Here is a 12,739-nt window from a genome sequence, read left to right as displayed (position 1 = left end):
AGTTGCCTTAACTCATTTCTACGAACCAGGAACGACGCCATGAGCAAGTCTGAAAACCTCTACAGCGCAGCCCGCGAGCTAATCCCAGGCGGCGTGAACTCACCCGTGCGCGCCTTTACCGGCGTGGGTGGCACCCCGCTGTTTATCGAACGTGCGGATGGCGCATATCTGTATGATGTGGATGGTAAAGCCTATGTCGATTACGTCGGCTCCTGGGGCCCGATGGTACTGGGGCATAACCACCCGGCGATCCGCAACGCGGTGATTGAAGCCGCTCAGCGCGGCCTGAGCTTCGGTGCGCCAACCGAGATGGAAGTAAAAATGGCGGAGCTGGTCACCGAACTGGTGCCAACGATGGACATGGTGCGTATGGTGAACTCCGGTACCGAAGCGACCATGAGCGCTATCCGTCTGGCGCGCGGTTTTACCGGCCGTGACAAGATCATCAAGTTCGAAGGTTGTTATCACGGCCATGCCGACTGTCTGCTGGTGAAAGCTGGTTCCGGCGCGCTGACCCTCGGCCAGCCGAACTCCCCGGGGGTGCCGGCTGATTTCGCGAAACACACGTTGACCTGCACCTATAACGATCTGAACACCGTTCGCGCCGCGTTCGAGCAGTATCCGCAGGAGATCGCCTGCATCATCGTTGAGCCAGTTGCGGGCAACATGAACTGTATCCCACCGCAGCCTGACTTCCTGCCGGGCCTGCGCGCCCTGTGTGATGAGTTCGGCGCGCTGCTGATCATCGACGAAGTGATGACCGGCTTCCGCGTGGCGCTGGCGGGGGCGCAGTCATACTACGGCGTGGAGCCGGATCTGACCTGCCTCGGCAAAATCATTGGCGGCGGCATGCCTGTCGGCGCGTTTGGCGGCCGTAAGGACGTCATGGACGCGCTGGCGCCAACCGGTCCGGTTTACCAGGCGGGTACGCTCTCCGGTAACCCGATTGCGATGGCGGCGGGCTTTGCCTGTCTGACCGAAGTGGCGCAGCCGGGTATCCACGAAACCTTGACGGACCGGACGACGCAACTGGCAAACGGTTTGCTGGAAGCCGCAGAAGATGCGGGTATTCCACTGGTGGTGAACCACGTGGGCGGGATGTTCGGGATTTTCTTCACCGATGCGAAAACCGTGACCTGCTATCAGGACGTGGTGAAATGCGACGTGGAACGCTTCAAACGCTTCTTCCACCTGATGCTGGAAGAAGGCGTGTATCTTGCCCCGTCAGCGTTTGAAGCGGGCTTTATGTCCGTGGCGCACAGCGAAGAAGATATCAATAACACCATCGACGCAGCGCGTAAGGTATTTGCGAAGCTGTAAAATGTGCGGCTTGATGCCCTCACCCCAACCCTCAGCCCACAGGGAGAGGGAGCAAACACTAAAACGGCAATCTAAGGATTGCCGTTTACTTTTATTACCGACTCTGCTTTCTCAACAGATAAATAAAGTAAGGCGCGCCGATAAAGGTCGACAGGAGGCCCGCCGGGATCTGATACGGGAACAGCACCATCCTTCCGCACCAGTCAGCAAAGACCAGGATCGCCCCGCCCGTCAGCGCAGAGATCACGATATGCGGCAAAGTCCTGCGGAAACCCATCATACGGGCGATATGCGGCGCCATTAATCCGACAAAACTGAGCGGGCCGATAGTCATGGTGGCCGTCGCCGTCAGGCACGCGGCCAGCAGCAACAGCGCAATGCGCGTTGGCGTCAGCGCCACCCCGACCGCGCGGGCGGTATCCCCACCCAGCGGCAGAATGGTCATCCAGCGGCGGCACAGCGGCACAATCGCCAGCAGCACGATCATCACAATCCCGGTATGCACCACCTGACTGCCGGTGGCGTTGTACGTTGAACCGGAAATCCATGTCAGGATCTGCGCCATGCGCGGATCGCCGCTCGCCTGCAACATCATCAGCAGCATAGTAAACGCGGTGCTGAGCGCCATCCCGGCCAGCAGCATGCGGTGAGGTGAGAAACCACCTCGCCCGGAGGCGATCAGGATAATCATCAGCGTGACTGCCGCACCGATACTCCCGGCAGGCATCAGCCAGCCGAACGCATTTCCCGGTACGAGGAACAACATCAACACTACGCCAAACGCGGCCCCGGAGCTGATCCCTAATACTTCCGGGCTTGCCATCGGGTTGCCGGTGAGACGCTGGATAATACAGCCCGCCACCGCCAGCATGACGCCCGCAATCAGCGCGGAGAAAATCCGCGGCCAGCGCCACTGCATGAGTTCATGCAGCAAATCCCCCGTTGCCCAGTGCCAGCCCGTGGCGTCGCGTCCCAGCGAGAGTGCGGCAAACGAGGCGATAACCAGCACTGCCAGCCCGGCAAGGCTGAACCACACCACCGACTGACGCTCGGCATGCACTTTATCGCCGGCATCCATCGCCGGAGCGCTAATGCTGCGCAGGCGCGGCAGCAGCCACAGCAGCAGCGGCGCGCCGATCAGGGCCGTCACCGAGCCCGTGGAAACTTCCATCCAGACGCGCGCCAGCCAGAGAATGAGCTGATCGGAAAGCCAGAGGATCAGCGCACCAATCAGCGGCGCCAGCATCAGACGCGCCAGCAGACGGCGCGCGCCGAGCATTTTTGCCAGCAATGGCGCAAACAGGCCGATAAAACCGATGATGCCGACGGCGTTAACCAGTAACGCGCTCAGCACAATCGCCAGGGTCAGGGCCGCCAGACGGGCCAGCGACAGCGCCAGCCCGAGATTGCGCGCCACGCCGTCATCGAGGCCCATCAACGTGAGCGGACGCAGCAGCAGCAGCGTCAGCACCACGCCGCCAAACAGCTGCGGCCACAGGCGCTGGACGATACTCCAGTCGGTCTGGGTGAGCGTGCCGGTACTCCACATAAACATGCTTTGCAGCTGGTCGTGGTGAAACAGCACCAGCAGCTGGTTGATCGCCCCACAGTAGAGGCTGACGACCAGCCCCGCGAGGATCAGCGTGACCGGTGAGAGACGTTTTCCCCAGGCTACGCCAAAGACCAGCGCACCGACCACGCATGCGCCTGCCAGCGCGGCAAACTGCGAGGTTAACGCTCCCGGCAGGGTCCAGAGCGTGGTGATGGTGATCCCCAGCTGAGCCCCCGTCGCCACGCCCAGCGTGGTTGGCTCCGCCAGCGGGTTACGTAGCACCTGCTGAAACAGTACACCCACCAGTCCCAGTCCCGCCCCGACCAGCAGGGAGATAGCCAGACGCGGCAGCAGGCTGTAGTGAAACAGCATTTGCTGAATATTGTCGATATCCGGTGCGGCAAACGCGGCTGCCCACTGATCGCGCGGTAATGCCGTGGTCAGGTTAAAGCCGGTTAATGCCAGGGCAGCCAGAAAAATGAGCGCTAACAGTAACATCGGGAAACGGGCCATACGCGTGCTCATGCCTTGCCTCCCAGTGCATTGTCCAGCACGCGGGCAAAATGCATGGCCGACAGCGTCGCGCCGTAGAACCATACCGCTGGCGCGCGCAGGAAGCGCTGCTCGCGGACGAACGGCATTGCCTGCCAGAGCGGAGTCGCCATCAGGGTTTGCATTTCGCGCTCATTGCCGTGGTCAAAGCACAGCACGTCCACATCACGAAACGCCGCCAGACGGTCAATACCCACGGCGGTACTGCCCCAGAATGTCATCTCGCCTTCCCAGGCATTGCGAATGCCAAAGCTGTCGAGTACTTCCTGGAACAGACAGTTATTTCCAAAGACCAGCATATGGCGGGCATCCAGCAGGGTCACCATCAGCAAAGGCCGATCGCCACGGTGGGCAAAGCGCGGCTTAAGGGAATCAATCAGCGCATCAAATTCATTGAGATGTTTTTTCGCCTCAGCCTCACGGTTGAGGAACTGCGCCATCTCGTGGATGGAATTTTTTGCCATGGTCAGCGGCTTTTTACCGTCGCTAAAGGAAAAGCCCCGTCCGGGCGCAATCTTCGCCATGGTCTCTTCCGACGGGCCATACCCCGCAGACCAGAATAAATAAGACGGTTTCATCTGGGTGAGAAGCTCAAGGTTCGGCTCCGTACGCAGACCGATGTCGATGACGGAGTCCGGCAGTTTTGGCTCATTCACCCACAGGGTGTAGTTGGGAATATCGGCCACGCCGTAAGGCGTCACGCCCAGCGCCATCATCAGTTCGACGGGCAACCACTCCAGCGCCACGATGCGGTGCGGATCGACTGCGGCAGCGCGGGCCGGGCCCATCTTTAACAGCAGCGGTGAGAGTGCCATGGCCGTTAGCAGGCGACGGCGGCTAATTAATGTTGGATCCAGCATCAGTAGACAAAGCTCACGGGTGCAGCCCCGGCCGGGTGAGGCAGAATGCCCATAGGAATACCGTAGATATGTTCCAGCGTTTCGCTGCGCATCAGTTCGGCAGGCGTACCCTGAGCGATCATTTCACCGCCGCGCAGCGCTACCAGATAGTCGCAGTAGCGTGCCGCCATGTTGATATCATGCAGAACGGCAATCACAGTCAGGCCGCGCTGCTGGCTTAACCGATGCACCAGCGCCAGGACGTCAACCTGATGAGCAATATCCAGCGCTGAAGTGGGTTCGTCGAGCAGCAGGCAGCGGCTGTCCTGCGCCACCAGCATTGCGATCCATGCGCGCTGACGCTCGCCACCGGACAGGCTATCCACCAGACGGTGCGCCAGCGGTTTTAACCCAACCAGCGCGATCGCCTCTTCCACTTTCTCTCTGTCAGCAACGCCAAAACGCCCGAGCGCACCGTGCCACGGATAACGTCCAATCGCCACCAGCTCGCGCACCGTCATCCCCTCCGCCTGCGGCAACTGCTGCGGCAGATAGGCCACCTTGCGGGCAAAGGCCTTACTGCTCCAGCTCGCCAGCGGCTGGTCATCCAGCAGAATGTCGCCCTCGGACGGTGGCTGATGACGGCCCAGCATCTTCAGCAGCGTCGATTTACCGGAACCATTGTGCCCGATTAAACCGGTCACTTTACCTGCGGGAAACGTCAAAGAGAGCGGATGCAGCAAGGTGCGCCCGGGTACGCGAAAGGAGAGATTGTTGAGCGTGAAGGTGGAGTCGGATTGCGTTTTAGTATCCTGCATGTCAGCCAACTTAAATAAAAAGGGCACGGCGAACCGTGCCCATAAAGAGGTTAGAAGCGGAAGGTCGCCGTGGCAACAACCTGGCGTCCTGCTCCCCAGTAGCATGCATACTCGCTGTAGCAGCTGGAGACGTATTCACGATCAAAGATGTTGTTCACGTTGACGCCGACGGAAGAGCCCGGCAGACCGAAGCGCGCCAGATCGTATTTCACGGTCGCATCCGCCAGGGCATAACCCGCGACGTTAAAGGACTCATAGGCTTTAGGCGACGCTGAGGAGTAGTACGTCACCGTGTTACCGATGTAGCGAGCACCCGCACCAACGGTCAGGCCACTTAGCGCCGTCTCGTGGAAGGTGTAATCCGCCCACAGTGATGCCATGTTGCGCGGTACTTCTGCCGGACGACGACCTTCATACCAGGTATCGTGGGTGTATTCCGCATCGGTGTAGCTGTAGGCCGCCGTCACGTTCACGTTAGCCGACACCGCCGCTTTCGCTTCCAGCTCAAAGCCTCGGGAGCGAATTTCACCGCCCTGCACGCTAAAGCCGCTGGTCGGGTTCGCCGGATCGGCGGTCAGGTTATTGTTCTTGGTCAGCTGGTATACCGCTGCCGTCACTACAACAGGCAGATCTTTTGGAACATACTTCACGCCCGCTTCATACTGCTTGCCGCGTGCCGGATCGAACGGTTTGCCGCCCTGGGTGGTGCCAGAGAGCGGTTCGAAAGATTCACTGTAGCTGAAGTATGGTGTAATCCCGTTGTCGAACAGGTAGTTAATCCCCCCGCGCCAGGTAAATGCCTGATCGTTAATTTCCGCGGTGGTTCCGTTATTACGGTTAAAGGCAGACGTTTTCGCAAAGTCATAGCGGCCACCCAAGGTGAGTACCCACTTATCCCATTCAGCCTGATCCTGCGCATAGAGCCCGGTCTGCTCCTGACGATTGAGCATGGCATACGGGAAGTTCACATTGACGTTCGCATTGCCGTGCTGAGGATTGTTCATGCTGATCGGATCGGCGGTGCCGTAGTCAGCATCAATGTCATTTCGCATACGAAGGTAATCCACACCCGTCAGCAGGGTATGGTCAACGGCGCCGGTCGCGAATTTCGACTGGAGCTGTGTATCAACCGTGAACGAGTTGAGGTCTTCATCTGAGCGCACGTAGGCACGGCTGATCTGGGCCGGGGCGATATAGCCGTTACCGTAAACTGAACGGTAAAGGGTGTTGATTTTGGTATAACGCAGGTTCTGACGCACGGTGAAGGTGTCGTTGAATTCATGCGCGAAGCTGTAACCCACCATTTTCTGACGACGGGAGATCTTATTGTCTTCATCACCTTCGTTGAAGTCGGTCGGCAGTTTGTGCGCTTTTCCGTTAGCATCATAGTAAGGCACAACGGTACCTTCACGTGGCAGCCAGCCGTAGTAACCCGCATCCGGATCGCTCTGGAAGTTGCTCAGGAAGGTGAAATCGGTTTTATCATCAGGACGCCAGCTGAAAGACGGCGCAATCGCGTAACGAGTAGATTTCACCATTTCCTGCTGCGCGTTCTCACTACGTCCCAGACCGGTCAGACGGTAGGACCACACGCCGTCATCGTCAATCGCGTCGCTGAAATCAAACCCCGTCTGCCAGAGGTTATCCGTCCCCATTTTGAACTGAATTTCTTTCAACGGTTCCGTGGTTGGACGCTTACTGACCATACTCACTACGCCGCCCGGATGGCTTTTGCCATACAGTACAGACGTCGGGCCACGCAGCAGCTCTACGCGCTCAAGGAAGTACGGGTCCATGGACGCTTCAGAGTAGTTGTCTCCCTGCAACTTCATACCATCCAGATACTGGTTGGTATTCACGGTGCTGGAGGTCGTGAAACCACGAATCGAAACCACATCGTAAGTTGTTGAGGCGCCGCGCGTTGCGAAAACGCTTGGGGTGTAGGCCAGGGCCTGTTTAACCGTTCCCGGCTGTTTCATGTCCATCTCTTCACGAGTCACAACAGAAATAGACTGCGGGGTTTTCTCAATGGGTGTATCGGTTTTCGTCGCCGTTGCAGTGCGTTTTGCCGCAATCGTCGGTGCAGGACCCCAGGCACTTTCCTGTGCAGCCGGTGCGGCAGTCACGGTGATGGTTTCTTCTTTCTTGGGGGTTTCAGCGGCCTGTGCATAAGCAGACATGCCGGCAACCGCTGTGGCTACGACGGCTGCGATTTTACGCAGCGACGTGTTAATTGGCTGAGCAGTATTGGAAAGCGCCATGATGGATCTCTGATGAAAAAGGTGAATGATAACGTAAACGAGAATTATTATTATGACCGCAGAATAATATGCGAAACGCTGACGGCATAGCAAGCGATATGCGGCCCTACAAGAATTGAGGGTTTAAGAAATAATCAACGGAAAACGGGTCGTTAATAAGGATTGAAAATAGGGTTAAGGAAATGAGTTGCTGAGGTGAAAAAATACCCCCTTCCAGGGAAGGGGGTGTCATAAGGGCTAGTTGCCGCCGAACATATCCTTGATCCAGCCGGCGACGCCGTCGCTGTCTTTCTTCTCGTTCTGCTGCTGCGGCTGTTGCTGCTGCGGCTGCTGAGGTTGAGAAGACTGATCGAACGGGTTACCTGTCGGTTCTTCTGGCTGGCTTTGCTGGCACAGCGCATCCGGGTTGGTCGTCCAGACCGGCAGCGAACGCACGCCGCCGCCACAGATGAAGTTACCCGAGCTGTCCACGCCCATATCGACGATATCTTCCGGGGCAACGAGGTTCAGCGGCACCGGAGACTGATTGGCCAGATAGCGCTGGTAAATCGACATCGCGCCGCTCGCACCATACAGTTTGGTCGGCTGGTTGTTATCGCGGCCCACCCAGGTGATCACCACTTCACGGCCATCAATACCGGCGAACCAGGTATCGACGTTGTTGTTGGTAGTCCCGGTTTTACCCGCCAGATGCAGACCAGGATACTTCGCCCCCAGCTGACGCCCGGTACCGCGCTGGACCACCTGCTGCATGGTCCACAGCGTCATATAGGCCGCCTGCGCCGGAACAGCGCGCTCCGCCTGCGGGAAGCTCTGATACAGCACGGAGCCATCTTCGGCAATCACCGAACGCAGGGCGGAGAGCGGAGCACGGTTTCCGCCGCTGGCGATGGTCTGGAACGCCTGGGCCACTTCGATTGGCGTCAGGTTAAGCGCCCCCAGGATCATCGCTGGCACAGGGTGCAGCTGATCTTTCGGTACGCCCAGCTTCTGCCAGGTGTCGGTGATGGCGGGGAGGCCCAGCGCCATGCCGAGGTTAACAGTCGGCACGTTCATCGAGCGGGTTAACGCATCCACCAGCATCACCTGGCCGCTGAACTGCTTATCATCGTTCTGCGGAGACCACACCTGGCCGTTAGGCTGGCGCAGGGAGATTGGCGCATCGGCAATCCAGGTGTTCAGTCGATAGAGATTCGGCTGGCTCAGCGCGGTCAGGTAGGTTGCCGGTTTTGCCAGTGAACCAATCGAACGACGCGCCTGCATCGCGCGGTTATAGCCCGCATACTGCGGCTCGGCGCCGCCCACCATGGCGCGAACTTCGCCGGTGTTGCGATCAACTACCACCATCGCGGTTTCCAGATCGCTCAGCTTACGCTGCTTCTTCAGAACCGGAATACCTTCAACCGCCGCTTTTTCTGCCGCATCCTGCGCCACGGAGTCAAAGGTGGTGAAGATCTTCACCCCGGAGAGATCTTTCACTTTATCGCCGAGCTTAGACTGCAACTCCTGACGTACCATCTGCATAAAGGCAGGCTGCGGAGAGATCACCCCACCGCGCGGCTGAACGCCCAGCGGACGCGCGCTCAGCATGTCGTACAGCTCCTGGTCAATCACCTGCTGTTGTTGCAGCAGACGCAGCACCAGGTTACGACGCTCCAGCGCCAGTTTCGGGTTACGCCACGGGTTGTAGATCGACGCGCCTTTTACCATGCCCACCAGCAGCGCCTGCTGGTCAAGGCTCAGCTCTTCTACCGGACGGCCAAAGTAGTACAGGCTCGCCAGCGGGAAGCCGCGGATCTCGTTATCGCCGCTCTGACCGAGGTACACCTCGTTCATGTACAGCTCAAGAATACGATCCTTGCTGTAGCGCGCATCCATCAGCACGGCCATGTACGCTTCGTTGGCTTTACGCCAGTAAGAGCGCTCGCTGGAGAGGAACAGGTTTTTCACCAGCTGCTGGGTCAGGGTACTCGCCCCCTGCACCGTACGCCCCGCGGTCAGGTTCGCCAGTACCGCACGACCAATGGAGTAAAGGCTAATACCGTCGTGCTCGTAGAAGTGGCGGTCTTCGGTTGCCAGCAGGGTATCCACCAGCAGATCCGGGAAGCCGTTACGCGCCACGAACAGGCGCTGTTCGCCGTTTGCGGACGACAGCATGGTGATGAGACGTGGATCGAGACGGAAGAAACCGAACTGGCGATCGTTATCCATGTTCTCAATGGTTTCCAGGCGATCGCCGTCAAAGGTCAGACGCGCGCGCACCTGCCCCTCTTTACTGTCCGGGAAGTCGAACGGACGGCGGATCATCTCAATGCTTTTCGCCTGGACGGTAAATTCACCCGGACGGGTCATTTTCGTGACCTGACGATACTGCGTGGCTTGCAGCAGCTTCACCATCTCGTTCTTGCTGATGGACATGTCCGGCTCAAGGTTCACCATGCGGCCGTACACTGCCGCAGGCAATTGCCAGACTTTCCCGTCAATACGGCTGCGGATCTTCTGATCCAGATAAACGCCGTAAATCGCGATCAGGACAACAAAAACAATAAACAGCTTCAGCAGCAGCCAGAACCAGCCGCGCTTACCACGTGGCTTACGCCCTTTGCCTTTCCCTTTACGCGGCATCGGTTCTTCATCCTCATAATCGTCTTCATAGTCATCGTCATACTCCTCATCTCTGAGGCGACGACGGCTTACCTTTTCTTTCGCCGGACGCGTCGGCTTTCCCTTACGTCCTATTGGCTCGCGGTCATTCCCCGCCATGCTTTTTCTCCGCAACATTCAGGCGCAAAGGCCAGATTTTCTTATCTTGCACAGGTCAGTGAAAGAAGAAATCTCTCAAAATAAACAGCAAGACTTTCCTGACAGGAAAGTCTTTAGTGTTTTCTCCCTCTCCCTGTGGGAGAGGGCCGGGGTGAGGGCATCAGGCCGCACTTTCCCTTTCAGGCCGCACTCCCCCATTACGAATATTTCTTCGTGCGCCGTGTCGGCGCGGTATTCGCCGGATCGTCCGGCCAGACGTGTTTGGGATATCGCCCCTTCATCTCTTTCTGCACTTCACGATAGCTCCCCGCCCAGAACGCCCTCAGATCGCGGGTGATCTGCAAGGGACGATGCGCAGGCGAAAGCAGCTCAAGCACTAACGGCACGCGCCCTTCAGCGATTGACGGCGTGGTGGCCTCACCAAACATCTCCTGCATCCGAACCGCCAGCGCTGGCGGATTATCCTCATGATAACGAATGGCAATCCGGCTCCCGGTTGGCACAGTGTAATGCCCAGGCAGTTCACTATCCAGACGTTGACGTAACGACCAGTCCAGTAAATTCTGTAACGCTGCCTTAACATCAAGCGCCTTCAGGGCGCGCAGGGAGTGTACGCCGCTCATCTGCGGCAACAACCACTGTTCAAGCGTCGCGAGCAGCGTCTCATCATCCACCGCTGGCCACCCCTGTTCCGGCAGCCACTTCGCGGCGCAGTGCAGGCGAATGCGATATTGTTCGGCCTCAGGCGTCCAGTTCAATACGCTCAGCCCTTTTTCCCGAATGCCGTTCAGCATCGCCTGGTGTAACTCTTCCTCCGACGGCTTAGCCAGCGGTTTTGTCCCGAGCGTCAGTTTGCCAATCTGGCTACGACGGAACGCCTTCAGCGTGCCCTGGGCATCATCCCATTCGACAATGTCAGATTGCTGAAGCAGCTGCGGGCAGGCACGCGTCAGGGCGTCAATATCTACGGCAACCGCCTGCAAGATGCGCGCATCCGGGGAGTGACTGCCCTGGAGTAAGAGCGGCGCGATCAGCCATTCATGACGCGTCAGAGCATCATCGCTGTCCAGCATCGCGCCCATCCCATTTGCCAGTTGATAACGACCATCCAGCCCGCGACGGCGCGCGATTCTGTCCGGGAAGGCCTGGGCCAGAAGAGGGATAACTTTATCGCTGTCAGGCGATCCTCCCCGGCTCTTCAGGCGGTGACACAACTGCTGCGCGCGCTGTTGCCAGTTTCCCTGCTGGCGTGAAAAGGCCTGTCCCAGATCGCTGCTGCCACCGCGCGGCGGCTCCTCAAGAATAGCCGCCAGTTTTGCCGCCGTGGCAATTTCATCGTCGCCTTGTGCTGCCACCAGCATCGCTGCCAGACGCGGATCGTTGCCCAGCGCCGCCATTTTCTGGCCGCGCGCCGTCAGTCGCTCGCCTTCCAGCGCGCCAAGCTGGGTCAGCAGGCTGCGCGCGGCGGAAAGGTTCACAACAGGCGGAGGATTAAGCCAGGTGAGCTGGTCAGGGTCCGGGCAGCCCCACTGCATCAGATCCATTACCAGCCCGGAGAGATCGCTTTGTAAAATCTCAGGCGTACTCTGCAATGCCGCACGCTCCGCCTGCTCGGCGCTGGTTAAATGCAGGCAAATACCCGGCTCAAGACGCCCTGCTCGGCCTGCGCGCTGCACCATTGAGGCCTGGCTGATGCGCTGCGTCAGTAGCCTGGTCAGCCCGGTACGCGGATCAAAACTGGCCACCCTCTCCTGCGTACTGTCCACCACCAGGCGAATGCCTTCGATGGTCAAACTGGTTTCGGCGATATTGGTCGCCAGTATCACTTTGCGTTGCCCCGCCGGTGCGGGAAGGATCGCCTTGCGCTGGTCAGCCAAATGCAGCGCGCCGTAGAGCGGGCACAGCATAACGTCACTGCTCACCCTGGATGCCAGTTGCTCCTGTACGCGCTGGATTTCGCCTACGCCGGGTAAAAACAGCAGCAGCGAGCCGGGTTCCTGACGGAGCAATTCGGCGGTGGCGATGGCAACGGCTTCGTCAAAACGCTGATGGGCAGGCAGCGGCTGATAGCGGCGCTCGACCGGGAACGCACGCCCTTCAGAGGAGATCATCGGCGCGTCAGGGAGCGTCTGCCGGAGCCGCTCGTTATCCAGCGTCGCCGACATAATCAGCAGCCGAAGGTCGTCGCGCAGCCCCTGCTGAACGTCGAGCAGCAGCGCAAGGGCCAGATCGGCCTGGAGGCTGCGCTCGTGAAATTCATCAAGGATCACCAGCCCGACGCCGCTCAGCTCCGGATCGTTTTGCAGCATACGGGTAAGAATGCCTTCAGTGACCACCTCCAGCCGCGTAGACGGGCCAATGCAGGTTTCGGCGCGCATCCGGTACCCTACCGTCTCGCCCGGTTTTTCATTCAGCAGTTCCGCCAGGCGCTGCGCCACATTGCGCGCCGCCAGCCTGCGCGGTTCCAGCAGGATAATTTTCCCGCTGATGCTCCCCTCGCGCAGAATTTGCAGGGGCAGCCAGGTGGATTTACCCGCTCCGGTGGGCGCGCTGAGCAAAACCTGTGGCGCATGTTCTAAGGCTGCGAGAAGCTCAGGAAGGACGACGGCGACGGGCAAAGAGGACACTTACGGC

General features: G+C 59.0%; 7 protein-coding genes. 1 reads left to right on the top strand and 6 read right to left on the bottom strand.

The annotated features are described in order from the left end of the window. Positions 1-39: 39 nt before the first annotated feature. Positions 40-1,320: a glutamate-1-semialdehyde 2,1-aminomutase gene (hemL, locus tag ACNQ0T_RS12290; protein ID WP_015572714.1), complete on the top strand. Its 1,281-nt coding sequence runs from the start codon at positions 40-42 to the stop codon at positions 1,318-1,320. A 94-nt stretch (positions 1,321-1,414) separates the two neighbouring features. On the opposite strand, the gene fhuB is transcribed toward hemL, so the two are convergent. The 6 genes from fhuB to hrpB all read right to left on the bottom strand — a co-directional run bounded on the left by fhuB (position 1,415) and on the right by hrpB (position 12,732). Next, the gene (gene fhuB / locus ACNQ0T_RS12285) at positions 1,415-3,397 is read right to left on the bottom strand and encodes a Fe(3+)-hydroxamate ABC transporter permease FhuB (RefSeq protein ID WP_032625558.1); all 1,983 of its coding nucleotides are present in this window, start codon (positions 3,395-3,397) and stop codon (positions 1,415-1,417) included. Next, the gene (fhuD, locus tag ACNQ0T_RS12280) at positions 3,394-4,284 is read right to left on the bottom strand and encodes a Fe(3+)-hydroxamate ABC transporter substrate-binding protein FhuD (protein ID WP_023299359.1); all 891 of its coding nucleotides are present in this window, start codon (positions 4,282-4,284) and stop codon (positions 3,394-3,396) included. Before fhuD ends, fhuB begins: the two co-directional genes overlap by 4 nt. Further along, positions 4,284-5,081: a Fe3+-hydroxamate ABC transporter ATP-binding protein FhuC gene (gene fhuC / locus ACNQ0T_RS12275; protein WP_022647093.1), complete on the bottom strand. Its 798-nt coding sequence runs from the start codon at positions 5,079-5,081 to the stop codon at positions 4,284-4,286. Before fhuC ends, fhuD begins: the two co-directional genes overlap by 1 nt. 50 nt (positions 5,082-5,131) lie before the next feature. Further along, positions 5,132-7,342, bottom strand: a complete 2,211-nt coding sequence (fhuA, locus tag ACNQ0T_RS12270) for a ferrichrome porin FhuA (RefSeq protein WP_023299357.1) — start codon at positions 7,340-7,342, stop codon at positions 5,132-5,134. Between the two features lie 237 nt (positions 7,343-7,579). Continuing rightward, complete coding sequence (gene mrcB, locus ACNQ0T_RS12265) at positions 7,580-10,105, bottom strand: bifunctional glycosyl transferase/transpeptidase (RefSeq protein WP_022647091.1); 2,526 nt, start codon at positions 10,103-10,105, stop codon at positions 7,580-7,582. 197 nt (positions 10,106-10,302) lie between these two features. Beyond that, positions 10,303-12,732: an ATP-dependent helicase HrpB gene (gene hrpB, locus ACNQ0T_RS12260; RefSeq protein ID WP_417930096.1), complete on the bottom strand. Its 2,430-nt coding sequence runs from the start codon at positions 12,730-12,732 to the stop codon at positions 10,303-10,305. Positions 12,733-12,739: the final 7 nt, after the last annotated feature.

This window comes from Enterobacter cloacae complex sp.6700776 (genome assembly GCF_048284255.1).
Lineage (GTDB): Bacteria > Pseudomonadota > Gammaproteobacteria > Enterobacterales > Enterobacteriaceae > Enterobacter > Enterobacter intestinihominis.
The sequence above is the reverse complement of the archived record's forward strand: the minus strand, read 5'-3'. Positions and strand labels throughout refer to the sequence as shown.

Coding starts and splice junctions, on each gene's coding strand:
- fhuD (WP_023299359.1), bottom strand. CDS start 4,284: ATGCTGGATCCAACATTAATTAGCCGCCGTCGCCTGCTAACGGCCATG.
- fhuB (WP_032625558.1), bottom strand. CDS start 3,397: ATGAGCACGCGTATGGCCCGTTTCCCGATGTTACTGTTAGCGCTCATT.
- mrcB (WP_022647091.1), bottom strand. CDS start 10,105: ATGGCGGGGAATGACCGCGAGCCAATAGGACGTAAGGGAAAGCCGACG.
- fhuA (WP_023299357.1), bottom strand. CDS start 7,342: ATGGCGCTTTCCAATACTGCTCAGCCAATTAACACGTCGCTGCGTAAA.
- hemL (WP_015572714.1), top strand. CDS start 40: ATGAGCAAGTCTGAAAACCTCTACAGCGCAGCCCGCGAGCTAATCCCA.
- fhuC (WP_022647093.1), bottom strand. CDS start 5,081: ATGCAGGATACTAAAACGCAATCCGACTCCACCTTCACGCTCAACAAT.